We start from the raw sequence: 24,014 nt of genomic DNA on the forward strand, positions 1-24,014 counted from the left end.
TTTTGTAAAATAATTCTTAAAAATAGACGTTTACAGGAAAGTGAATTTTCTCACAAGAACATTAACAAATAAATCATGAATCAAAAAAATCAAAAAACACACGTTCCTTTACTAATTCTGCTCTTCCTCATCGGAAGTTGGGCGAAAGCCCAGGACAAAGTCACCATAAGCGGTACTATTGTCAATTCGCAAAACAATGAAACTCTTATTGGAGTTAGCATTTACATCCCTGAACTTCAATCAGGCACTACCACAAACGAATACGGTTTCTTTTCTTTATCCATCCCAAAAGGAGACTATACACTACAGGTTAGCTATATGGGTTTCCAGACTTCGGAAGAAAAAATTTCATTGCAACAGAATCTTCGAAAAAACATCAGCTTGGAAAGTTCTACGCAAAATCTTGAAGAAATCGTAATTACCGAAAGAAAAAACATTGCCAACATCAAAAAACCTGAAATGAGTGTCAACAAGCTTACCATTCAGGAAATTAAAAAAATGCCGGCAGTTATGGGTGAAACAGACATTTTAAAATCCATTCTCCAGCTTCCTGGTGTTACCAATGCTGGTGAAGGAGCTTCCGGCTTTAATGTGCGTGGAGGTGCCGCAGACCAGAACCTTATTCTTCTGGATGAAGCACTCCTTTACAACTCCTCTCACCTGTTTGGCTTCTTTTCTGTTTTCAATTCAGATGCTATCAAAGACCTTAAACTTTACAAAGGAGGCATTCCTTCCCGCTTTGGAGGTCGTGTTTCTTCTGTTTTAGACATCTACCAAAAAGAAGGAAACAGCAACGAATTTCACATGAATGGCGGTATTGGTGTGATTTCGAGCCGACTTTTGGCTGAGGGCCCTCTCGAAAAGGGAAAAGGCTCTTTCCTTGTAGCCGGAAGAAGTTCGTATGCACACCTGTTCCTAAAATTAACAGACAATAAAAACAGTGCCTATTTTTATGACCTGAATACAAAACTAAGCTACAAGCTTAATGAAAACAATAGCCTGTTTCTGTCCGGTTATTTTGGGAGAGACGTTTTTGACATTGGCGACCAGTTCAACAATGTTTATGGAAACGCGGTCCTGAACCTGAGATGGAACCATTTGTATTCAGAAAAACTTTTCTCCAACCTGTCTATGATTTACAGTGATTACTATTATGGACTTAAGTTGGATGTTGCCGGACTGAACTGGGATTCCGGTATTAAGAACTACAATATTAAATACGATTTCAAGCATTATATTAGCGACCGATACAAAATGACGTATGGTCTGAACGCGGTTTACTATGATTTTAATCCGGGAACCGTATCGCCAACAGGTGCTTCATCCGGAATCAACCGCGAGCAATTAGACAAAAAATATGCCCTGGAACCGGCCTTATATGTAGATGCTGAACAGGAAATAACCGATAAACTCAGTATAAACTACGGTTTCCGTTACAGCATGTTCTACAGAATGGGACAACAGGACATGAATATTTATGCCAATAACGAAGCTGTTACCTTTAACCCGGAACTTCAAATTTATGAAAAAGGCAAGCCTATTGGGACAGAACATTTTGGAAGCGGCAAAACAATTGCCTCATTCGACAATCTTGAGCCGCGATTGGCCGTATCCTACCAACTGGATGACAACCAATCCATAAAGGCGAGCTACAACCGTATGAGCCAGTACATTCATCTGGTTTCCAATACAGCATCACCTACTCCGTTAGACGTATGGGCTCCAAGCGATAATTTTATCAAGCCGCAGCTTTTAGACCAGGTAGCCTTAGGTTATTTCAGAAATTTCCATAATGATGACTATACATTGGAAACCGAAATCTATTATAAAAAAGTCAAAAACAGAATCGACTATATTGATGGCGCAGACCTTATTGCCAACAAGGCTATCGAACAGGTAATCTTAAACGGCAGGTCGAGGTCATACGGATTGGAGGTATTATTACGTAAAAACTCCGGCAAACTAAACGGATGGATTTCCTATACACTATCCCGCTCAGAACAGCAGACACCGGGAAGAACCGCTCTTGAAACCGGAATCAATAACGGAAAATGGTACAGCACAGGCTATGACAAAACGCATAACCTGGCCGTTACAGCATCCTATAAACTGACCGAAAAATGGTCTTTCGGAAGTACTTTCGCTTTGCAATCCGGACAGCCTGTTACTTATCCTAACGGACAATATGAATATGGCGGAGTAATCGTTCCCAGCTATGGTGCCAGAAACGAAGACAGGCTTCCTGCCTACCATCACCTGGACGTTTCTGCAACGTATATCCCAAAACCGGATAAGAAAAAAGGATGGCAGGGAGAATGGGTTTTCAGTATCTACAACCTTTACAACCGTATGAACTCTGCCTCTATGACATTCAGGCAAAATGAAGATACCGGAAGAAATGAGGCTGTAAGACTTTCTATCTTCGGTTTTATTCCAAGCGTTACCTATAATTTCAAATTCTAATACGATACCATCATGAAAAATATAAAATATATAGCCCTGCTTTTCCTGTCAGTTCTTTGCTTTAGCTGCGAAGAAGTAGTAGATGTAGACCTTAAAACGGCACCTCCCCGACTTGTCATTGACGCTTCAATAGACTGGGTCAAAGGAACAGACGGCACAACCCAAAAAATAAAACTGACCACCACCACCGGCTATTTCCAAAATGTAATTCCAGTGGTGTCCAATGCTACCGTCTTTGTTACAAACAGCAGCAACACGATTTTCACTTTTACAGAAACTCCGGGCACAGGAGAATATATCTGTTCTGATTTCCAGGCCGTAATTGGTGAAACCTATGTCCTGACTGTTGTTCACAATGGCCAGACCTATACGGCAACCGAAAAAATGACTGCGGTGCCCGATATTACCAGAACAGAACAGAATAATGAAGGTGGATTTTCAAACGATGAAATCGAAGTCAAATTTTTCTATAACGACAATGGTCAGGAAGACAACTTCTATCTAAGCAAGTTTGAAACCAGCCGTCTTCCCTATCCTGATTATGACGTACTTGACGATAAGTTCTTTCAGGGTAATGAAATGTTCGGGCTTTTCACACACGAAGATTTCAAACCCGGAGACCAGCTTAAAATTTCTCTTTTGGGAATTTCAGAACGCTACTATAACTATATGTACATCCTGATAGGCATTGCAGAAGGAGCCGGAGGCGGTCCTTTCCAGACAACTCCGGCCAACGTAAGAGGAAATATTGTCAACCAAACCGACAAAAACAATTATGCATTAGGCTACTTCAGAGTATCTGAAAGAACCGAACTGATTTATACCATACAATAATTATTGCTCCAGAGGTAGGCCGGTTTCTGTCCAGGAATCGGTTCCTCCTTTGAGCTCTATAATGTTCTTAAAACCTTGAGCCTGCATAATTTCAACTGCTTCTGCGCTTCTTCCGCCAGCCTTGCAGTACACGTAAACAGGTTTTGTTTTATCTAATTTGTTGATTCGGTCTGTAAAATCCTGGTCGTAAAGGTGAACATTTTTAGCACCTTTCAAATGGCCCTGCTTGTACTCTTTTGGAGTTCTGACATCTACCAATTGCACATTTCCTTTTTCAATTCTTTTGGAAAAAGCCTCAGGAGCAATCAATTCAGGAGATTTATTCTGCGATTGACAGGAAACAAAACTAATCAGGACAAATAAGAAAGAATATAAAGTTTTCATGTTTTAAATTTTTAGGACATAAAAGTAATTTATTTTTTATAAAAGAGCTATTAAGATTCTGAGGTTCTAAGATGCTAAGGCTCTGAGGTACTAAGACACTAAGGTACAAAGGTTATGAGATGCTAAGTTTAATAGGCTTCTAAATCTGCATAATTATTCTAATCTGTGGCTAAAATCCAAAATCATAAATCTCAAATCCAAAATCCATACGGTCATAAAAAAAGGAGCAATTGCTCCTTTTTTTATTCCGGTAAAACAACGGGGCCATCCCATTCTGACATGCCGCCTACAAGATTGTAAGTAGTGGCAAAACCTAACTGTTCCATCACACTGCAGGCTTTGGCACTTCGCATTCCGGCCTGACAATAGACATAATAATTTTTAGTTTTATCCAACTCCTCCACTTCATAAATAAATCCCTGACCTTTATAGATATCTATATTTTTGGCTCCGGGAATCATTCCTCTGTTGCATTCGTCTTCAGTTCGTACGTCAAGAATCACAGCATTTTCATCTTCCTGTGCCTGTGACCACCATTGTTCTTGTGTTATATTCATCATTGTATTTAAGTTATGCTTTAATAGAACATCCGATAGCCTTGGTTTCTTTTACTGCAACTTCCTTGTTCTTTAAAAGAGCGTCTACCGCATTTTCTACATATTTTTGTTTTACTGCCTTTTCATCTCCATAATTGTCATCAATGGCACCAATATATTTCACCTGGTTTCCTTTTGATGTTTTCTGTAAGATATAAACATGAGGTGTTTTTGTAGCACCATATTGAGGATAAATTTTTTGTCCTTCATCTAACAGATACGGAAATGTAAAGCCTTTTTCTTTAGCACGCACTTTCATCAGGTCAAAACTATCATCTTTTTGTTTTTCCGGATTGTTCGGATTGATTGCAATTACCGGATAACCCTGTTTTTTATATTTTTTGTCCAACGCAATAATTCTGTCCTCATAAGCCTGAGCATACGGACAGTGATTACAGGTAAAAATCACGATATATCCCTTGGCATCTTTGAAATCTTTAAGAGACACTTTCTTGTTATCGATATTCTTTAGGCTAAAATCAGTCGCAATATCGCCAACCTTATAGCCCGCTGCGGCATCCATATTTTTATAAGTAAAAGCACTTACCAGTCCGGCAAGCAATACAAAAGCAAAAATTTTAATTGTTTTCATAGTAGGATTGTTTATAGTTTTCTTTTAAAATTGTTTCACTTCATTTTCAAGTTCATCAAATGAAAAACTCTTTTCATAAAAACGGCGTTTGTTACCTTTATAAATTAGCGTAGCCGGAATCGCACCACTCCAGGTAGAATCTACCTTATTAATCCAGTTGTTTGCATCCGGGTCATTCAGCAACAAAACTTCCGATTTAAGATTATGTGTTTTTATAAAAGGCAGTAGTTTGGTTTCCGCCATTTTAGGAAAATCAATACTCACCAAAAGCACTTTTACTTTTTTGTCTTTATATTCTGCATTCAACTTTTCAAAATGTGGCAATTCTTCCACGCAAGGAACACACCACGTAGCCCAAAAATTAACCACATAAGTCGTATCATTATTCCTTTTTAAGTAAGGTTCCAATCCTAAAAAACTATACGAATCGACAGAAATACCATCCTGCGTATATGTTTTTAGCGGTTTTGGCACGGCAACAGCCTCTTTTTTCTCATCATTTTTACAGGAAAGAAGTAAAAAAACGATGCCCAGAGAGATAATTTTCTTCATTTATAAAAAAGTATTTATTCTTTAAACCCAATAAAAATAAGCATTCTACACATTAGATAATTATTTTAACAAAAATTTAATCGACATTTGTATATACAATTAAAAATAATACTACATTTGTACATACAAATTTTGTAATTACAATAATGAAAATAGAAGAAATCATAAAAACAACCTCTCCTATGGCAATCGGCAAAAGAACGGTGCTGAACATTATGTATACGCAAAACGTCTTGTCAGAACGATTCAATGAGATTTTAAAAGCTTACGATTTATCGCCGGAGCAATTTAATGTCTTGCGAATCCTGAAAGGACAGAATGGAAAGCCGACCAACATGTGTGTAATTCAGGAACGAATGATTGCCAAAACCAGCAACACGACACGACTGGTCGACAAATTACTTTTAAAAGAGTTGGTTACCCGTGAAATCTGCCCGGACAACAGGAGAAAGATGGAAATAGCCATAACCGAAAAAGGCCTGGAACTACTGGCAGAACTCAATCCAAAAGTAGAATATCACGAATCTGCCCTATCCCAAAACCTTACGGCAGAAGAATTGGAACAGCTCAACTACCTACTCGAAAAATTCAGAACAATTAATCAATAAATAATAAAAATGAGTACTATCATAAATAACCTTAACTGGAGATATGCAACTAAAAAATTCGATGCCTCCAAAAAAATCTCAAACGAAGACCTTGAAAAATTAAAAGAAGCGATACGATTAAGCGCCTCTTCCTACGGACTTCAGCCATACAAAGTCCTGATTGTTGAAAATCCGGAATTAAGAGCAAAAATACAACCGGCTGCATGGGGTCAGTCACAAATAGTTGACGCTTCGCACCTGATTATTTTTGCAAATGAAACTAACTTTGGCGATGCCGGAATTGATTCTTTTGCTGACAACATTGTTGCAACAAGAGGAATTCCTGCAGAAAGCATCCAGGGTTATGTGGATTTCATGAAATCAAAAATCTCGACACTTCCAGTAGAAACAAGAAACCACTGGACTTCAAAGCAGACCTATATCGCCCTGGCAAATCTTTTGAGCGCTGCTGCCGAATTAAAAATCGATGCCACTCCAATGGAAGGTTTTGAAGCTGAAAAAGTAAACGAAATCCTTGGACTTGACAAATTGGGATTAAACACTTCACTCATAGCAACTTTAGGCTATCGTCATGAAGAAGATGCAACGCAGCACTTTAAAAAAGTAAGAAAATCTAACGAAGAACTATTTATCAATTTATAATAATAACCTAAATTCAAATTTAAAAACAATGAAAAATTTCAAAACTATTGCAATCGCTCTTTTAGTAGCAGTCGGATCATTCTCAGCAACAGCTCAGGAGAAAAAAGTTGATGTTAAAGCTAGCAAAATCAACTGGGTTGGTAAAAAAGTAACAGGACAGCACGAAGGTACAATTGACCTAAGCAGTGGTGTTCTTATCTTCAAAAGCAACAAATTGGTTGGTGGAAACTTTACAGTAGACATGAACTCTATCTCAACTACTGACCTAAAGGCAGGGCAAGGTAAAGAAAAACTGGACGGACACTTAAAAGCTGACGATTTCTTTGGTACAGAAAAATATCCAACAGCTAAATTGGTTTTCAAATCAATCGGTAAAAAATCAGCTAATGTTTACACTGTAACAGCAGATTTGACTATCAAAGACGTTACAAATCCTGTGAAATTTGAGATTACAGTTAACAAAAATAACGCAACAGCTGCTCTTAAAGTAGACAGAACAAAATACGGTATTAAATACGGTTCTGGAAGCTTCTTTGACGGCTTAGGAGACAAAGCAATCTACGACGAATTCGAATTGAATGTAGATTTGAAATTCTAATTCCAAAACAATTATTTTTCCCAAATCCCTGTCAGAACTAACCTGACAGGGATTTTTCTTTTGGGCGAATCCCTCCGGGTCAGGCTATCCGCTCTATCTTTTGTTCCATTACATTCCACAAAAGGATGCCGCTGCTATCCTTTTCGCAGTACATTTACAGCCAAAAACTTCCGTAACTTTGCCCTGTCATAACAATAAAACATCCCATGAAAAACATACTTGTAGTAGACAATTACGATAGCTTCACTTACAATCTGGTTCATTATTTAGAGGCGTTAGACTGTAAAGTTACGGTGCTAAGAAACGATGAAATTGAGCTTGAAGAAGTCAAAAACTACGACAAAATCCTACTTTCTCCGGGTCCGGGATTGCCTTCAGAAGCAGGTTTATTAAACAAAATCATCAAAGAATATGCTTCCTCAAAAAGCATTTTAGGCATCTGTTTAGGGCAACAGGCCATTGGAGAAGTCTTCGGTTCGACCCTAAAAAATCTTGAAAAAGTATATCACGGAACCGCTACCAAAGCAAAAATTTTGGTAGACGACGAATCGCTTTTTAGAAATATTCCGACTGAATTTTGGGTAGGGAGATACCATTCCTGGGTGGTAGAAAAGTCAGATTTGAGTCCTGATTTGGAAGTAACTTCAGTCGATGAAAACGGAGAAATCATGTCACTCAGACACAAATTTTTTGATGTAAGAGGCGTACAATTTCATCCGGAATCCATCCTGACACCACACGGGAAACAAATTTTAAAAAATTGGATCTCTAATTAACCAATACTAATCTTATTGTTTATATAAACTACTTCAAACAATTGGACTAAAACAAATTAAACAATCAGCATAGAAATTATCTATTGTCATTTTCGCAAACGTTTTTTGTTAAAAAACAGTTAAAAAATAATTAAACAATCGTTTAATTTAAACATCTGTTTAATTTTGTACTCGTTTTTAAAACACGAATAAAATGACGACTGATTTCAATGAAAAACAATTAGAAATCCTTCAGGTTGCCGAAGAGCTTTTTGCAGAAAAAGGATTCGACGGAACTTCGATTCGCGACATCGCAAAAAAAGCCAATATCAATATCGCAATGATATCTTACTATTTTGGCTCCAAAGAAAAATTACTCGAATCTCTCATCATCTTCCGTACCTCCGATTTGAGATTGAAACTGGAAAGTCTTTTTAGTGAAGACCTCACTCCTATCGAAAAAATTGAAAAGCTTATCGAACTTTATATTAATCGCCTAAACAAAAACAGATGCCTCTACCAAATTCTCCATTTTGAATTTTCTTCAAAAAAGAGAATCATGGATTTTAAGGTTTTTACTGATGTAAAAAAACAGAACCTGCTCTCCCTTCAAAAAATAATTTCTGAAGGACAGGAAAAAGGAGTATTCCGCAAAAACATCAATTCGGCTCTTTTGCCGCCAACCATAATGGGCACTTTTTTTCACTTCCACACCAACAGGCCTTTTTATGAAGAACTTTTCGACCTGAAAACAGATGAAGCTTACGACCATTTCATCAAAACAGAAATAATTAATCACATTAAGCAAACAATTAAAGCCTTTTTAGTTTATGAAAACTAATCCACTGTTGATGGGAATGCTTTTGATTTTGGGATTTGCAGAAGTTGCCGCCCAGGAAAAAAAGCCCTTGACACTCAATGACGCCATTAGCCTGGCCGTCACGCAAAGCAATGAAGCTGGATTGGCAGACACCAAAGCCCAAACTTCGAAGTATGAATTAGAAACCGTTAAAAACAACCGCTACCCTAGCCTGAAAATTTCCGGCCAGTACCAACGATTGACAGAGGCCAACATCAACTCAAAGATTTCAATGGGAGGTTCAGAGCCTGCAGAAGGCGGAGCTACTTCATCGCCAAAAGTAAATCAGCTGATTTTAGGGCAGGCAAGTCTATCCATGCCCCTGTTTTCTGGATTCAAATTAAAAAACAGCGTAAAAGCCTCAGAGAACAGATACCAGGCAGAGCTGCTCAATGCCAAAAACACCAAAGAACAGTTGGCAATGAACACCATCATCCTGTATGTGAACCTCTACAAAGCACAGCAATCTGTAAAACTGATTCAGGAAAATCTGAAAAGCTCACAACAACGCGTGAAAGATTTCACCGCCATGGAAGAAAACGGGCTGATTGCCCGAAACGATTTACTGAAATCACAATTGCAATCTTCCAACGTAGAATTATCATTGGAAGATGCCAAAAAGAACGTTGCGACAATAAATTATCAGCTGGTCAACCTGCTAAAACTTCCGGAAGGAACACAGATTTTGCCAGACGAAGCCGTTTTTTCTAAATTAGGCTTCTCCGAGGCGACTTTGAACGAAAGTGACGCATTATCCAGCAGAAGTGATTTGGGAGCCTTACAATGGATGCAAAAGGCATCTGAGGCCAATATAAAAGCTGCCGAAGGAAATTATTATCCATCCGTATCGTTACTGGGCGGTTATGTGGCTTTTGACCTGAAAAACGTATTGGAAGTGAACAATGCCATCAATTTTGGAGTTGGCGTTTCTTATGACCTCTCTTCCATCTTTAAAAATGGTAAAGATGTAAAATTGGCCAAAAGCCAGGCTTCGGAAACCAAACAATCTGCCGATATCCTGACAGACCGCATTAAAGTAGAAGTACACGATGCACAGGAAAATTATGCCCTTTCTTTAAAACAATACAAAGTATATCAGGAAGCCGTAGTACAGGCATCAGAAAATTTCAGAATTGTAAAAGACAAATACGATAATGGACTTTCAGACACCAACGACCTTTTAGAAGCCGACGTACAGGAACTTCAGGCAAAATTAAACGAAGCATTTTCAAAGGCAGATATTGCACAGAGCTATTACGAACTGCTAAATGTTTCCGGCAAACTAACCGATTCATTCAACATCACTAAAAACTAAATTCTTTCACGATGGAAAAGAAAAAAACAAATAAAAAGTTTACCTACATACTAATTGTGCTTGTGGCAATTGGCGCAACCTACGGAATCTACAAATACGTTCACTCACTTTCACACGAAACGACAGACGATGCACAGATTGAGAAAAACATGAACCCGATTATCCCAAGAGTTTCAGGCTATGTGACAAAAGTATATGTCAAAGACAATGACTTTGTAAAAAAAGGCGATACTCTTTTCGTAATTGACAACAAAGACTACCTGGTAAAGGTGGAAGAAGCTAATGCCGCTTTGATAGCAGCACAGGGCAATCTGGAAGCTTCAAAAGCAGACATAGGCGGTGCTTTGGCTAGTATTTCAATATCAGAAGCCAACATCTCTTCTGCGGGTGGTAATATCGAAACTGCCAAAATCAGGTTGACAAGAGCCACTAACGATTTCATCCGTTATCAGAATCTTTATAAAAACAGGTCTATCACAAAGCAGCAATTCGAACAGGCCGAAGCTGCAAAACTGGAGGCAGAAAGCGAATTGAAAATTTTGCAACAACAGCAAAGAGCCAGCACCTATCAAAAATCGGTTGCAGCTTCACGTTCTAACGTAAGCAGCAAACAGGCAGAAATTGCTGCGGCTAATATTAAAAAGGCACAGGCCGTACTCGATGCCGCTAAACTGAATCTGAATTATACCGTAGTTACAGCTTCTATAGACGGACAGGTTTCTAAAATAAACATACAGCCGGGACAATTTGTACAACCGGGACAATCCCTGTTCTACATTATCAACAACACCGAAGCCTGGGTTATTGCCAACTTTAAAGAAACCCAATTGAGTAAAATGGTAGCAGGACAAAAAGTAAGCATTCATGTTGATGCTTATCCTGATTATGAATTCAAAGGTACTATTACTTCATTTTCACCTGCAACCGGAGCGCGTTTCTCGCTATTGCCACCGGACAATGCTACCGGAAACTTCGTAAAAACCGTACAAAGGCTTCCTGTTAAAATCACTCTTGATGCGGAAAATGCACCTGACAAAGTAAAAAATCTGCGTCCGGGTATGAACGTTGACGTTGATGTGCACTTAAAATAAACCTCTTACCTATTGATGATTTCAGGATGTGGGTTCCACTTTCTGAAATCATCAATATAAAATCTAAATAACAATGGAAGCAACTTCAGGAGAAGACAGCTTAGTTGAATACGGCTTCAGAAGGGTTATCATTACGATTACCGCAGTGCTTTGTGCCTTGCTGGAAATTGTAGATACAACCATCGTGAACGTGGCCCTGACAGACATGCGGGGAAGTCTTGGTGCTACGCTGACAGACGTTGCCTGGGTCATTACAGCCTATGCTATCGCCAACGTAATCGTAATCCCGATGACCAGCTGGCTGTCGCAACAATTCGGCAGAAGGAATTATTTTGCCGTGTCCATCATCATATTCACCGTTTCATCATTTCTCTGCGGAAACGCTACCAACATTTGGGAACTTGTCGTTTTCCGGTTTGTTCAGGGTCTTGGCGGAGGAGCGTTATTGGTAACCGCACAGACAATCATCACAGAAAGTTATCCTGTTGCAAAACGAGGAATGGCACAGGCTATTTATGGTTTGGGTGTAATCGTTGGGCCAACACTTGGACCGCCTCTGGGAGGTTATATTGTAGAAAATTATTCCTGGCCTTATATATTCTATATCAATATTCCTTTGGGTGTCATTGCTACCATATTGACTTTATCCTATATCAAAAGTCCTAAATATGGCGAAAAGCTAAAAGCAAGCCAGGTTGACTGGTGGGGAATTTTATTACTTGCCATGTTTATCGGGTCGTTGCAATTTGTTCTGGAGCACGGACAACAGGATGATTGGTTTGATGATAAAATGATTACCACTTTAAGTATTGTGAGCGTTGTAGGATTGATACTGTTCATTTGGAGGGAACTCACCTATAAACACCCGATTGTAAACCTGAGCGTACTAAAAGACGGTAATCTTAGGATTGGAACCGTAATGTGTTTTATCCTCGGATTTGGTTTGTACGGTTCTACATTAATTCTGCCCATCTATACGCAATCCGTTTTAGGCTGGACCGCCTTAGATGCCGGATTATTATTAATCCCGGGGTCTATCACCACGGCATTCATGATGCCTATTGTGGGTAATCTCATCCAAAAAGGTGTACCGCAGGGCTATATGGTTGGTGTAGGATTTCTTATATTCTTTTTCTTCACGTTCTGGATGCATAATGTCATTACGCCGGATACCGGAGTAGAACACATGTTCTGGCCGTTGATATTGAGAGGAATAGGATTAGGATTATTATTTGTTCCTATTACCACATTGGCACTATCAACATTAAAAGGCAAACAGATTGGTGAAGGTGCTGCTTTTACAGGAATGATGAGACAATTGGGTGGTTCTTTCGGTATCGCCATTATCACAACATTCATCACACGATTCAGCCAGAACCATCGTGTGGATTTGGTTTCTCACCTCAGCGCAGACAAATTGGAAGTCCAAAACAGAGTGCAACAGCTCCAACAAGGATTCATGGCCAAAGGTTTTAGCGCCAGTGAAGCACTCAACAAGGCCTATCAGGTATTGGATGTTTCGGTGATGAAACAGGCAACGGTCTTATCCTATATGGATATTTTTCTATATCTCGGTATTATGTTCCTATGCTGTATCCCAATTATCCTGCTCATCAAAAAAGGCAAAAACAAGATTAATCCGGCAGATGCCATGCATTAATATTTTTCAAGGTTATTATTTAAGAAAGCTTCGGAAATTCCGGGGCTTTCTGCTTTTTAATTAGCGTTTATTTAATATCGGCTTAATTTGCTTCCATGATTTTCCGCCTACTTTAGTTCCGGCATCAAAATAAATGCTTTAAGAAAAGCAACCAATCTTTTTATTTTATATATTTGATTGAATTTAAGATAGTTGCATTAATTTTAAAATGATTACCATGGGACTATTCGGAAAAAAAGAAAAGAAAATATTCAAGGAATTCAGCAAAAAAAGTGTAGAATACCTGACAGACATCAATAAGGACACCGATGAGCTTTTAGAAGAACTTCAGGAAAGCTATTCGGAAAACCGGTTTGCAATTCCGGAATTCATGAACCTTATCGAATCCATAAAGGCTAAAATTTCGTTCGAGGAATCAGAAAAGCTTGAGGAACTTTCCAAAAAAATTGTCCAGATAAAAAAATGTGCCAAGAAAAGTGTCAGTGCTGTAGCTGAACTTTCAAGAAACCAACGCAAGACAACCCGCGAAGCCATTCGTGAATTTAACGAGTTTGTTGAATCGTAATAATTTTAGATTTTAGATTTCAGATTTCAGACTATAGCCACAGATTAGAATACACAGATTCGAGGAGTTTATTAAACTTAGAACCTTAGTATCTTGGATTTGAGATTTCTGATTTCTGATTTCTGATTTTAGCTACAGATTAGAATAATTGCACTGATTCCAGGAGGCTTTAAACTCAGTACCTCAGAACCTTAGTATCTTGGATTTGAGATTTCTGATTTCTGATTTTAGCTACAGATTGGAATAATTGCACTGATTCCAGGAGGTTTTAAACTCAGTACCTCAGAACCTTAGTATCTTAGCACCTCTTTTTTTAGCCACAGATTAGAATAATTACACAGATTCGAGGAGCTTATTAAACTTAGAACCTTAGTATCTTGGATTTGAGATTTCTGATTTCTGATTTTAGCTACAAATTGGAATAATTGCACTGATTCCAGAAGGCTTAGTACCTCAGAACCTTATTATCTTAGCACCTTAGCATCTTAGTACCTCAGAACCTTAGTACCTCAGAACCTCAGTACCTTTACAAAACTTTATCGTGTAAAAACCAACTTATTCCCTTTAGACAGGTTGGCATCAAATTGATAGCCTTCGTAATTAAAGCCTTTTAAATCGTCTATGGTTTCGGCATTGGTATCAATAATATAACGCACCATCATACCTCTTGCCTTTTTAGCAAAAAAGCTGATCATTTTGAGCTTGCCGTCTTTGTAGTCTTTAAATTCCGGAGTAATTACAGGAACCTTTAGTGTTTTCACATCTACCGAATCGAAATATTCGTTGCTGGCAAGATTCACAAACAATTCCCCTTTTTTCAATTCATCATTCAGTGATTTGGTAATTTTCTTTTTCCAGAATTCATATAGATTTTTATTTCTTCCAACCGGCAGCTTTGTTCCCATTTCCAAACGATAAGGCTGAATTAAATCCAAAGGTTTTAGCAAACCGTATAAACCGGACAAAATTCGGAGTTTGTCCTGCAAATCATCTAATTTCTCCAATGGTAAGGAATAAGCATCCAAACCAATATACACATCACCATTAAAAGCATAAACCGCCTGACGTGAATTTTCCAACGTAAACGGAGTTGCCCATTCCTGATTTCTGTGCCAGTTCAAATCGGCCAGTTTTTCTGAAATATCCATCAACTCTGAAAGTTTTTTGGGTTTCAGCTTCTTCAATACTTTGTGAACAGTATTGGATTCTTTCAGGAAAACCGATTCTGTATGTCGGTCTGTTGGCACTGCGGTTTCAAAATCTAATGATTTGGCTGGAGAAATAACAATTTTCATTTTCTGATATTTGACTTCAAAAATACAAAATCAGGAACAGCAATTTTAGAGCAATTGTCATTTTTTATACCCAAATCCTGATTTTCCAAATCCCAAATCAATTGGTCTCTTTTTAGTATATTTGTGTAAAACCTCAAAACTCCTTTGCCTTGTACACACAAATCAATGCTAACATAAGCCGTTATGTTTCTTTTTCGGAAGAAGAATTTGCTACATTCAACTCTTTTCTGGAATACAAAAAAGTGCCTAAAAAAACCATTATGCTCCATGAAGGAGAAATGTGCAATTTTGAAGCGTTTGTAGTCAAAGGCTGTGTCAGGAAATATTACATTGATGCCAACGGTTTTGAAGTCATACTCCAGTTTGCCATTGAAAATGCCTGGGTCAGTGACATTTCCTTTAGTATTTATGAAACAAAACCCAGTCAGGTATATATTGAAACGCTGGAAGACTGTGAATTTTTAATGTTTACTCCGGAATCCAAAGAAGAACTTTTTGCAAAAGCACCCCGATTTGAAAGAGCCTTCCGTATATTGATGCAAAGAAATCTTGCCGTAACCCAAAACAGGCTGTTTCATACAATTTCCCAAACTGCAACAGAAAAATACCTTGAATTTCTGGAACTATACCCTACCATCCCGCAACGCGTTCCACAACATTATATTGCTTCCTATTTAGGAATCTCACCTGAGTTTCTGAGTAAAATCAGGGCGAGAATAGCTAAACAATAGTTGATAGTTGTTAGTGGAAAGTTTATAGTTGCTAGGCTTCGGGTAGATCATTTTTGATTTGAAATTTCTGATTTTGGATTTAAGATTTTTGACAGCTGAAAGAAGAATAGTTTGTTTAGTATAAAACATATATTACAATTCGGCTATGTTCCTATTCGGACACAACATAATCAGAAATTCAAAATATTATACTTATGCATCATCCAACTATCCATTAACAACTATCCCTTATAAACTATTCTCTATCCACTATCAACTTTCCACTATCAACTTTCCACTATCAACTATTTTTTCTTGTCCTAGTTCAATGCCCACAAAAATTTTCTGTCGGAAATTTGTCATGTAATTAAAAAGCACTGATTATGGACCGTAAAGATTTTATAAAAAAAGGATTAATGGGCACCGGAATGTTTATCACTTCTGCTGCCGTAGGCGATGTAATTAAAAATGACATTGACGAAATCAAGGAATTGGAACCACTAGGATTTAACCATTTACCAAATCCGGAGTCTTTGATTGTGGAAAATACAGTATTGCACAAAGCAGCTACCCGCGGACACGCCAATCATGGCTGGCTTGATTCACATCATACTTTCAGTTTTGCGAATTACCACAATCCGGACAGAATGCATTTTGGTGTATTGAGAGTCTTAAATGACGACCGCGTAGATGCCGGAATGGGTTTTGGAAAACATCCGCATGACAATATGGAAATTATTTCAATTCCACTGGAAGGCGATTTGGAACACCAGGACAGCATGGGCAATACTGCCGTAATTAAAAAGGGCGATATTCAGGTCATGAGTGCCGGAACCGGAATTTATCACAGCGAATTCAATAAAAACAAAGACAGGCTGACTAAATTCCTTCAGATTTGGGTGTATCCAAACAAAAGAAATGTAACTCCAAGATACGACCAGATTTCTTTAGACGAGAAAGACCGTCATAACAAATTACAGCAGATATTGTCACCAAATCCGGATGATGCCGGAGTATGGATTCATCAGGACGCCTGGTTCCATTTGGGTAAATTTGATAAAGGCATCACGACCGAATACAAACTGAAAAAAGAAGGCAATGGTATTTATGCCTTTGTCATCAAAGGCGATTTCAATATTGGAAATATCAGCCTGAACGAAAGAGACGGATTGGGAATCTGGAGTACTTCGGCAATAGCCATAGAATCACTCTCTCAAGATGCGGAAATCTTATTGATGGAAGTTCCAATGGTTTTATAATTCATTATATTTAAAATAAAAACAACTATTTAAAAAACAAGATTATGGCAACAACAAAATGGTCAATTGACACAGCACACTCAGAAATCGGATTCAAAGTAAAACACATGATGTTTACCAACGTATCCGGAAATTTTGAAAAATTTGACGCTTCCATCGAAACAGATGGCGACAATTTCGAAACCGCTCAATTTGAATTTACAGGCGATATCGATTCTATTTCTACGGGAAATAAAGACCGTGATTCGCATTTGCTAAGCGCCGACTTTTTTGACGCTTCCCAATTTCCAAAAATCAATTTCAAATCTACTTCATTTAAAAAACTGAATGAAGGAGAATACAAATTAACAGGTGACCTGACATTACATGGCATAACAAAACCTGTAACATTAGACGTTGAATTTGGAGGATTGGCAAAAGACCCTTGGGGAAATACCAAAACGGGATTGTCCGTTTCCGGAAAAATCAACCGAAAAGATTGGGGACTAAACTGGAACTCTGCTTTGGAAACAGGAGGTGTTTTGGTTGGTGAAGAAGTAAAACTTCAAATCGAACTTCAATTTATCAAACAATAATTATCTGCAAGCCTCTCTTTATTGAAAGGCTTGCTTCTTTTTCGAAAGCCATGAAAAATATTTTATACATAGGACGGCACCCGGAGATATTAGGAACTGTTGTAAGACTCATCAATAACAATGAAGATTGGTTTGGCGCCGGGGCAGAAACAGATGAGGATGCGATGGAATTGTTTGAACGCATTCATTTCCACATTGTCTTATTAGGCTGTGGTATTGAACCTGAAAGCGAAGAAAAATTACGTACTTTCTTCAGAAACACCAATCCGGATTGCGTAATTGTACAACATTATGGAGGCGGAAGCGGATTGCTTACGAATGAAATTCTCATGGCTTTAGAAAATCATAACATAGCCTAAAGTTTTTGGAGCACTATTTTTCTCTAACTTTATGCTTATTAACCAACCTAAAATAACACACATGAAATTTACCCGAAATGCCAGTGCCAATTGGCAAGGAACAGGAATGGAAGGAAAAGGAACCATTTCCACGCAAAGCACTACCCTGGATAAAGCACAATTATCATTCAAAACCCGTTTTGCTGATGGAGTTGGCACCAATCCTGAAGAACTGATTGGAGCAGCTCATGCGGGCTGTTTCACCATGAAACTTAGTTTTGTATTATCGGAACTAGGATTTACACCTGAAAATTTAGACACAGTTGCCAAAGTGACGTTTGAAGACGGAAAGATAACCACCATAACTTTAGACCTTACAGCAACGGTAAGGAATATTTCGGAAGAGCAGTTTCAGGAGGCAGCCAAAAATGCAAAAGAAAACTGTCCGGTATCGCAACTACTCAATGCAGAAATCATTCTGAATGCGAAATTAACATAAACAATAAAGACAACTGTTAACTTTGAACCGCTTCCAAAAAAGAAGCGGTTTTTATTTTTTCATTTCCTGACATAGAAATTATGAAAGTCTTTTTAAGGATACATTTTTTATCTTTGGATATAAAAATCATCCATGCAGAAATTTTTACAGAAATATAAATCCACAATGCTATATGGCATCTCCCTAGCCCTATTGCTGTTCTTGATGAAATGGCTGGAATTCCGGTTTATGGTCATTAACCATACGCTGGAAATTTACATTGGTTTGATTGCTATTGTATTCACTGCTCTTGGAATATGGCTGGCCTTAAAACTAACGAAACCCAAAAAGGAAACTATAATAATCGAAAAAGAAATCTATGTCAGCGATGCTGAATTTATACAGGACAGAAATCAGCTTGAAAAATTAAACCTGAGCAAACGCGAAATGGAAGTCCTGGAACTGATTGCTCAAGGTTGCAGCAATCAGGAAATTGCATCACAGCTTTTTGTTTCATTACCCACCATCAAATCACACTCCTCAAAGCTTTTTGAGAAACTTGACGTCAATCGCAGAACACAGGCCGTCGAAAAAGCAAAACGCCTGAAATTGATTCCTTAAAAAGTCATACTTTAGTTGCAAACAGGCTGCTCCGGAGCAAAATCATCCTTAAGTATGACTTTTACCCCTCCAAAAAAATTCAATTTTGCATCATTGAAAATCAACTAAAAATTAAAAAAGATGAAAAAAACGATTTTGATTAACGGACTAATTGCCGGATTTATCGTCACGGCAATGATGGTAATTTCTTCGGCATTGTGCTACAACGACCCAAATTTCAAAGGAAGTATGGTTCTTGGTTATCTGGGAATGCTGCTTGCTTTTTCTTTTGTATTTGTGGGTATCAAAAGCTATCGTGACAAACATAATTCAGGAATCATTACTTTTGGTAAGGCTTTTAAAATTGGATTGCTTATTACACTGATAGCCTCAACAGCATATGTAGCCGTATGGCTCGTTGAATATTATTTCTTTATTCCGGATTTTATGGAAAAATATACAGCTCATATTCTCAAACAGGCAGCTGAAAGCGGTGCCACCGTAGCTGAAATCCAGGCCCAGACCAACGAAATGGAAATGTATAAGGAATGGTATAAAAATCCAATTCTGGTCGTAATTCTGACCTATGCAGAAGTGCTTCCCATCGGATTGATTGTTACCCTGATTAGCGCATTAATCTTAAAGCGGAATCAGAAACCGGAAAATTATACCACTGCATAAAAAAGAATCCCTGCCAAAAGCAGGGATTCTTTTTTCTCATCTCATCTAAGGGTTTTCTTTTCGTCATATATATAGCTAAAACAGCATCATATTGATGTCGTTGCTTTTCAAAAGCTCAAAATTCGTTTTTAAGAGATTCCTTAATTGCAAATTCTTGTCCTTCATCTTCTTTTTAAGTTCCTCCTTCTTACTGATTAGCTCTTCAGTAAAGCTCGGTTTTTGGAAAAGGTTTCTTTGCTCCGTTCCAAAAGTAATTTTCGTTTCCATTATATAGCAATTTCAAGGTTAGTGGTCTGTGCTTTTCACATCTACAAGATACAACATTTTATCTCCCCCAATGCTAATTTTAACTTAAGTGATGATTAAATAATCTATTTAACAAGAAAAGAACAGCCTTATTGACTGCTCTTTTCTTAAATTTAGTTTATTATTTCTTTATTTCTGCATCTTAAAATAGTAATCCAACGAGTGCTTTCCGCTACCGTACATGAGGAAAAATACGCAGACAATAAGTGTTATGAGCGATACTATCAGATTCGTAACGACCATTGGTCCGGCAAAATTAATCAATACCGCACCAATTAAAATAGGCAGCTGTGCCCATATAGACCATCGCGTCAGGAGTCCGAATACAATCATAATACCTCCCATAATATGGGCAGCAACTACATAATGATAAATAAACATACCCCCATCAAAATTTCCCAATGGAGCAAGTAAATCAATAAGCCTGTGGCTTTCTTTGATAAATGTTACTCCCTTTAAAAACAGGAATACCCCCAAAGCAATCCTTAAAATGTCAATTGGATAAGAAGTATGGGAATTGGCCCATTTGTTCAGCTTTTTAATTTTTATCGTTTCCATGACGAGATAATTTAGAATTACCTATCTAAATTACTAATATTTAAGCACATAAATCATCTTTTTAAGATTAATTTTATGGATTACCAAAGCTGTTTACTAAAAATAGTTTCTGACAAGCCTACATATACTTTGCGGCTCTGCGTCTTTGCGAGCAATATTTTCACGCAAAGACGCAGAGCCGCAAAGTCCGTAAGAGAATGTATTATCAGAAATAAAAAAGCAACGCTAAAACGTTGCTTTCTTTTAATCTTCTTCTTCGACTGTATGTGAGTTAGAATAAACCCGCCATTTTGCAATACATTCTTTCATGTCCTCCGGAAGTTCTGTGTCAAAACTCATAAACTCTTTTGTCGTTGGGTGCATAAAGCCTAATGTTTTTGCATGCAGTGCCTGTCTTGGCAATATTTTAAAACAGTTATCAATAAACTGCTTGTATTTTGTAAATGTAGTTCCTTTTAATATCAGATTACCACCATAACGTTCATCATTGAAAAGTGTATGCCCTATGTGTTTCATATGGACACGAATCTGATGCGTTCTTCCCGTTTCCAGCTTACAGGAAACCAAAGTCACGTATCCAAAACGTTCCAAAACCTTATAATGTGTTACCGCATGTTTTCCTTCTCCATCCGGAACTACAGCCATCTGCATTCTGTCTTTGGCATGTCTCGCGATATCTCCGGTAACCGTACCTTCATCCTCTGCTATATTTCCCCAAACCAGAGCAACATACTCTCTTTCTGAAGTTTTTTCCTCAAACTGTTTGGCCAGAAAAGCCATAGCCTGGTCGGTTTTGGCAACAACCAAAAGCCCAGAAGTATCCTTATCAATCCTGTGAACCAATCCCGGACGCTCACTGCTGTTCAATGGTAAATTCTCAAAATGATACGCCAAAGCATTCACTAAAGTCCCGGTATAATTTCCATGACCCGGATGAACAACCAGTCCTGCAGGTTTGTTGATTACTATCAGCGCCTCGTCTTCATAAACAATATCAAGCGGGATATTCTCGGGCAGGATAAGATTCTCAAAAGGCGGATGTGATAACAGAACCCTTACAACATCAAAAGCTTTTACTTTGTAATTCGATTTTACCGGAACATCATTAACATAGATATTCCCTGCCGTAGCGGCCTGCTGTATTTTATTTCTTGTTGCATTTTCAACAAGATTCATCAAAAACTTATCTACACGCAAAGGTGACTGCCCTTTGGCTGCCTCAAATCTGTAATGCTCAAACAATTCGTCATCTAACGCCTCGTCTGCAATCGGATTGTCTATCATTCTGCCGTTTCTGTATCTGTATTTTTAATCGTATCCGTTTCAGACTCTTCAAATCCTACTTTTCCATCACCCAAAACCAAATCAATTTTGGATGCTTTTTTCACTTTGTCTCCAACTTTTAATTTCTTGCCGTCAGCATACATTTCCAAAACCATATCTTTTCCCAGATAAGGCTTGTATGTCTTTTTACCCACTTCAAGACCTAATGCTATAAGAGACGACTCTGTCTGACGCAATGTTTTTTCAATCAAATCCGGCATGGTTACCATTCCGAAATCCGCTGAATTTACTTTGATATAAATTTTTCTGCCATCTTTTACTTTCGAGCCTGGAAGCGGGTCCTGCTGAACGACTGTATATTTTGGAAAATCTTTATTATAATCCACCGTATCCAGCAAAACATACTCTAAATTAAGCTCATCCAGCTTTTCTTCAACTTGCTGCTCTGTCAGTTTTCTCAAATCCGGAACCGTGATTTCGTTGCCATGGTCAGTAGCATAGCTAAGCCATTGCAATAGTAAAAAAACCAATACTATTACAATCCCAAAAGCCAGTAAAAGCTGCTTGAAAAAAGATTTGCTGGTAAGATATTGTCTTAAAGTCATAAAAATTACATTTCGTGCAAAGATATAAAAATACTAAAGGTTTTTAGTTTCAATAATTAGTGATATTTTTGTGAGAGGTTTCGGCAGTTAGCAGATGGCGGTTTCCAGTCTGCAGACTAAACTTTTGATGTTAAACTGTCTAAAATCTGCAATCTTTAAATCCAAAATCTTATATGAACATAGCCGTTGTAATGGGTGGATATTCTGATGAATCAGTAATATCGCTCCGTAGTGGTCAGCTAATCCTTAATAATCTCGACAAGAATAAATACAAAACGTTTGAAGTTCATATTTTATTGGATGGATGGAACGTAATAATAGGAGAAGAAAAATTTCCGATTGATAAATCTGACTTTACGTTTACCCAAAATGGAATAAAGACAAAATTTGATGCCATCGTCAATACAATTCACGGAACTCCTGGCGAAGACGGGCATATGCAGGCATATTGGGAACTTTTGGAAATTCCGTATTCCGGATGCAATTTTTACCAGTCAGCACTGACATTCAATAAAAGAGATACCTTATCCGTACTTTCAAAATTTAATATCCCAAAAGCAAAATCTATTTACCTTTCCAAAGGCGGTGCGATTAATGCAGAAGAAATAAAAACCGAACTTGGCTTGCCATTTTTTGTAAAACCAAACCAATCCGGAAGCAGTCTTGGGGTTTCCAAAGTAAATGACTTATCTGAATTTGACAAGGCCCTGGATTTTGCTTTTGCAGAAGACAGCGACATATTAATAGAATCCTATTTAAAAGGTACCGAAGTATCTGTTGGCGTACTCAATTACAAAGGAGAAACAAAAGTTTTAGGTTTAACCGAAATTGTTCCTCATAACGACTTCTTCGATTACGAAGCCAAATATTTAGGCAAATCTGACGAGATTACACCCGCAAGACTATCCGCAGAAGTAGAACAAAAGGTAAGGGAAACGGCCGCAAAAGTGTATGAGGCTCTTGGTATGTCCGGTTTTTCCAGAACCGATTTTATTGTAATGGACGGAATACCTTATTTTATTGAAATGAACACCAATCCGGGATTATCCGGGCAAAGCATCTTCCCACAACAGGCCGCCTATGCTAAAATTGCCTTTTCGGACCTTTTGGACAATGAAATTGAACTGGCCTTAAAAAGAAAACTATTATGGAGAAAATAGCCGTATTTCCGGGTTCGTTTGACCCTATAACTTTGGGGCACTATGACATCATCAAAAGAAGTATTCCGCTTTTTGACAAGATAATCGTGGCAATTGGCGTCAATGCTGATAAAAAATATATGTTTTCTTTAGACGAAAGAAAACGCTTCATAGAGGAATGTTTTGAAAACCATCCTTCTGTTTCTGTTACTACCTATGAAGGTCTGACAATTGATTTTTGTAAAAAAGTAAATGCAAAATTCATTTTAAGAGGCTTAAGAAATCCGGCCGATTTTGAATTTGAGAAAGCGATTGCACATACGAACCGTAAGCTTTCAAAAATAGAGACTGTATTTTTACTTACAGCCGCCAATACTTCTTATATCAGCTCAAGCATTGTAAGAGATGTTATCCGAAACGGAGGAGAATACGAATTATTAGTTCCGGATTCTGTTAGAGTAAAATAAAAAAATCACTGATTTTTTGCCGCTGATTTCTCAGATTCTCACAGATTTTATTGGACTCTATGGAGTTCTTAATCATATTCTTGTTAGATTTTAACGCGGATTAAGTGGATTTACGCCGATTTTCACGGATTTTTGATTCATTTTAATCATCATTCAGACTTTAAACAACTCTTTTTCCCGCTGATTATGCAGATTCTCACAGATT

29 protein-coding genes are annotated in these 24,014 nt (G+C 37.9%); 20 read left to right on the forward strand and 9 right to left on the reverse strand.

Going from position 1 to position 24,014, the window contains the following annotated elements; translation table 11 throughout:
• Positions 1 to 75: 75 nt before the first annotated feature.
• Both ASG38_RS17050 and ASG38_RS17055 read left to right on the forward strand, forming a co-directional pair.
• Positions 76 to 2,463 (forward strand): TonB-dependent receptor, encoded by a 2,388-nt coding sequence (locus tag ASG38_RS17050; protein WP_056073829.1) that lies wholly within the window; start codon positions 76 to 78, stop codon positions 2,461 to 2,463.
• A 12-nt stretch (positions 2,464 to 2,475) separates the two neighbouring features.
• Positions 2,476 to 3,297, forward strand: a complete 822-nt coding sequence (locus ASG38_RS17055; RefSeq protein WP_056073832.1) for a DUF4249 domain-containing protein — start codon at positions 2,476 to 2,478, stop codon at positions 3,295 to 3,297.
• Here the strand turns inward: ASG38_RS17055 and ASG38_RS17060 are convergent, their stop codons facing one another.
• From ASG38_RS17060 to ASG38_RS17075, 4 genes are all read right to left on the reverse strand, one after another.
• Positions 3,298 to 3,681, reverse strand: a complete 384-nt coding sequence (locus tag ASG38_RS17060; RefSeq protein ID WP_056073834.1) for a rhodanese-like domain-containing protein — start codon at positions 3,679 to 3,681, stop codon at positions 3,298 to 3,300.
• A gap of 242 nt (positions 3,682 to 3,923) precedes the next feature.
• Positions 3,924 to 4,238, reverse strand: coding sequence for a rhodanese-like domain-containing protein (locus ASG38_RS17065; RefSeq protein ID WP_082482263.1), 315 nt, complete (start codon positions 4,236 to 4,238; stop codon positions 3,924 to 3,926).
• 13 nt (positions 4,239 to 4,251) lie between these two features.
• Entirely contained in the window at positions 4,252 to 4,869 is a 618-nt protein-coding gene (locus tag ASG38_RS17070; protein WP_056073839.1) for a thioredoxin family protein, read from the reverse strand.
• A gap of 24 nt (positions 4,870 to 4,893) precedes the next feature.
• Entirely contained in the window at positions 4,894 to 5,421 is a 528-nt protein-coding gene (locus tag ASG38_RS17075) for a TlpA family protein disulfide reductase (protein ID WP_056073841.1), read from the reverse strand.
• Positions 5,422 to 5,567: 146 nt separating this feature from the next.
• On the opposite strand from ASG38_RS17075, the gene ASG38_RS17080 reads away from it, so the two are divergent.
• From ASG38_RS17080 to ASG38_RS17120, 9 genes are all read left to right on the forward strand, one after another.
• Complete coding sequence (locus ASG38_RS17080) at positions 5,568 to 6,029, forward strand: MarR family winged helix-turn-helix transcriptional regulator (RefSeq protein ID WP_056073842.1); 462 nt, start codon at positions 5,568 to 5,570, stop codon at positions 6,027 to 6,029.
• 9 nt (positions 6,030 to 6,038) lie between these two features.
• Positions 6,039 to 6,671 carry an NAD(P)H-dependent oxidoreductase gene (locus ASG38_RS17085; protein ID WP_056073844.1) on the forward strand — a complete coding sequence of 211 codons (633 nt, stop codon included), beginning with the start codon at positions 6,039 to 6,041 and terminating at the stop codon, positions 6,669 to 6,671.
• 28 nt (positions 6,672 to 6,699) lie between these two features.
• Positions 6,700 to 7,269 (forward strand): YceI family protein, encoded by a 570-nt coding sequence (locus ASG38_RS17090; protein ID WP_056073849.1) that lies wholly within the window; start codon positions 6,700 to 6,702, stop codon positions 7,267 to 7,269.
• 206 nt (positions 7,270 to 7,475) lie between these two features.
• Positions 7,476 to 8,045, forward strand: coding sequence for an aminodeoxychorismate/anthranilate synthase component II (locus ASG38_RS17095; RefSeq protein WP_056073851.1), 570 nt, complete (start codon positions 7,476 to 7,478; stop codon positions 8,043 to 8,045).
• 193 nt (positions 8,046 to 8,238) lie between these two features.
• Positions 8,239 to 8,865 carry a TetR family transcriptional regulator gene (locus ASG38_RS17100; RefSeq protein ID WP_056073853.1) on the forward strand — a complete coding sequence of 209 codons (627 nt, stop codon included), beginning with the start codon at positions 8,239 to 8,241 and terminating at the stop codon, positions 8,863 to 8,865.
• Entirely contained in the window at positions 8,855 to 10,198 is a 1,344-nt protein-coding gene (locus ASG38_RS17105) for a TolC family protein (protein WP_056073855.1), read from the forward strand. The genes ASG38_RS17100 and ASG38_RS17105 overlap by 11 nt, the downstream gene beginning before the upstream one ends.
• 11 nt (positions 10,199 to 10,209) lie before the next feature.
• On the forward strand, positions 10,210 to 11,289 hold the full coding sequence (locus ASG38_RS17110; RefSeq protein WP_056073856.1) for an HlyD family secretion protein: 1,080 nt from the start codon (positions 10,210 to 10,212) through the stop codon (positions 11,287 to 11,289).
• A gap of 73 nt (positions 11,290 to 11,362) precedes the next feature.
• On the forward strand, positions 11,363 to 12,949 hold the full coding sequence (locus ASG38_RS17115; protein WP_056073857.1) for a DHA2 family efflux MFS transporter permease subunit: 1,587 nt from the start codon (positions 11,363 to 11,365) through the stop codon (positions 12,947 to 12,949).
• Positions 12,950 to 13,166: 217 nt separating this feature from the next.
• Complete coding sequence (locus ASG38_RS17120; RefSeq protein WP_143395042.1) at positions 13,167 to 13,514, forward strand: hypothetical protein; 348 nt, start codon at positions 13,167 to 13,169, stop codon at positions 13,512 to 13,514.
• A 536-nt stretch (positions 13,515 to 14,050) separates the two neighbouring features.
• Here ASG38_RS17120 and yaaA read toward each other — a convergent pair.
• Positions 14,051 to 14,809, reverse strand: coding sequence for a peroxide stress protein YaaA (gene yaaA, locus ASG38_RS17125; protein WP_056073860.1), 759 nt, complete (start codon positions 14,807 to 14,809; stop codon positions 14,051 to 14,053).
• A gap of 149 nt (positions 14,810 to 14,958) precedes the next feature.
• Between yaaA and ASG38_RS17130 the strand changes: the two genes are divergently transcribed.
• The 7 genes from ASG38_RS17130 to ASG38_RS17160 all read left to right on the forward strand — a co-directional run bounded on the left by ASG38_RS17130 (position 14,959) and on the right by ASG38_RS17160 (position 19,450).
• Positions 14,959 to 15,540 carry a Crp/Fnr family transcriptional regulator gene (locus tag ASG38_RS17130; protein WP_056073862.1) on the forward strand — a complete coding sequence of 194 codons (582 nt, stop codon included), beginning with the start codon at positions 14,959 to 14,961 and terminating at the stop codon, positions 15,538 to 15,540.
• A gap of 518 nt (positions 15,541 to 16,058) precedes the next feature.
• A complete protein-coding gene (locus tag ASG38_RS17135) occupies positions 16,059 to 16,778 on the forward strand; it encodes a pirin family protein (RefSeq protein ID WP_235498613.1) in 720 nt (239 codons plus the stop codon).
• A gap of 44 nt (positions 16,779 to 16,822) precedes the next feature.
• On the forward strand, positions 16,823 to 17,353 hold the full coding sequence (locus tag ASG38_RS17140; protein ID WP_056073866.1) for a YceI family protein: 531 nt from the start codon (positions 16,823 to 16,825) through the stop codon (positions 17,351 to 17,353).
• 50 nt (positions 17,354 to 17,403) lie between these two features.
• On the forward strand, positions 17,404 to 17,712 hold the full coding sequence (locus tag ASG38_RS17145; protein ID WP_056073868.1) for a hypothetical protein: 309 nt from the start codon (positions 17,404 to 17,406) through the stop codon (positions 17,710 to 17,712).
• 61 nt (positions 17,713 to 17,773) lie between these two features.
• Positions 17,774 to 18,190 carry an OsmC family protein gene (locus ASG38_RS17150; RefSeq protein WP_056073913.1) on the forward strand — a complete coding sequence of 139 codons (417 nt, stop codon included), beginning with the start codon at positions 17,774 to 17,776 and terminating at the stop codon, positions 18,188 to 18,190.
• A 132-nt stretch (positions 18,191 to 18,322) separates the two neighbouring features.
• The gene (locus tag ASG38_RS17155; protein ID WP_056073870.1) at positions 18,323 to 18,790 is read left to right on the forward strand and encodes a response regulator transcription factor; all 468 of its coding nucleotides are present in this window, start codon (positions 18,323 to 18,325) and stop codon (positions 18,788 to 18,790) included.
• Between the two features lie 120 nt (positions 18,791 to 18,910).
• Positions 18,911 to 19,450: a DUF4199 domain-containing protein gene (locus tag ASG38_RS17160; RefSeq protein WP_056073872.1), complete on the forward strand. Its 540-nt coding sequence runs from the start codon at positions 18,911 to 18,913 to the stop codon at positions 19,448 to 19,450.
• Between the two features lie 75 nt (positions 19,451 to 19,525).
• Here ASG38_RS17160 and ASG38_RS17165 read toward each other — a convergent pair whose 3' ends face one another.
• The 4 genes from ASG38_RS17165 to ASG38_RS17180 all read right to left on the reverse strand — a co-directional run bounded on the left by ASG38_RS17165 (position 19,526) and on the right by ASG38_RS17180 (position 22,203).
• Positions 19,526 to 19,717 carry a hypothetical protein gene (locus ASG38_RS17165; protein WP_056073874.1) on the reverse strand — a complete coding sequence of 64 codons (192 nt, stop codon included), beginning with the start codon at positions 19,715 to 19,717 and terminating at the stop codon, positions 19,526 to 19,528.
• Between the two features lie 168 nt (positions 19,718 to 19,885).
• Positions 19,886 to 20,314 (reverse strand): DoxX family protein, encoded by a 429-nt coding sequence (locus tag ASG38_RS17170; RefSeq protein ID WP_056073875.1) that lies wholly within the window; start codon positions 20,312 to 20,314, stop codon positions 19,886 to 19,888.
• A 243-nt stretch (positions 20,315 to 20,557) separates the two neighbouring features.
• Positions 20,558 to 21,598: an RluA family pseudouridine synthase gene (locus ASG38_RS17175; RefSeq protein ID WP_056073878.1), complete on the reverse strand. Its 1,041-nt coding sequence runs from the start codon at positions 21,596 to 21,598 to the stop codon at positions 20,558 to 20,560.
• Positions 21,595 to 22,203: a PASTA domain-containing protein gene (locus tag ASG38_RS17180; protein ID WP_056073880.1), complete on the reverse strand. Its 609-nt coding sequence runs from the start codon at positions 22,201 to 22,203 to the stop codon at positions 21,595 to 21,597. Before ASG38_RS17180 ends, ASG38_RS17175 begins: the two co-directional genes overlap by 4 nt.
• A 173-nt stretch (positions 22,204 to 22,376) precedes the next feature.
• On the opposite strand from ASG38_RS17180, the gene ASG38_RS17185 reads away from it, so the two are divergent.
• The gene (locus ASG38_RS17185; protein WP_056073882.1) at positions 22,377 to 23,363 is read left to right on the forward strand and encodes a D-alanine--D-alanine ligase; all 987 of its coding nucleotides are present in this window, start codon (positions 22,377 to 22,379) and stop codon (positions 23,361 to 23,363) included.
• Positions 23,351 to 23,809 (forward strand): pantetheine-phosphate adenylyltransferase, encoded by a 459-nt coding sequence (gene coaD, locus ASG38_RS17190; RefSeq protein WP_056073884.1) that lies wholly within the window; start codon positions 23,351 to 23,353, stop codon positions 23,807 to 23,809. The genes ASG38_RS17185 and coaD overlap by 13 nt, the downstream gene beginning before the upstream one ends.
• Positions 23,810 to 24,014 lie beyond the last annotated feature (205 nt).

It is taken from the genome of Flavobacterium sp. Leaf359, from assembly GCF_001423985.1.
Lineage (GTDB): Bacteria > Bacteroidota > Bacteroidia > Flavobacteriales > Flavobacteriaceae > Flavobacterium > Flavobacterium lindanitolerans.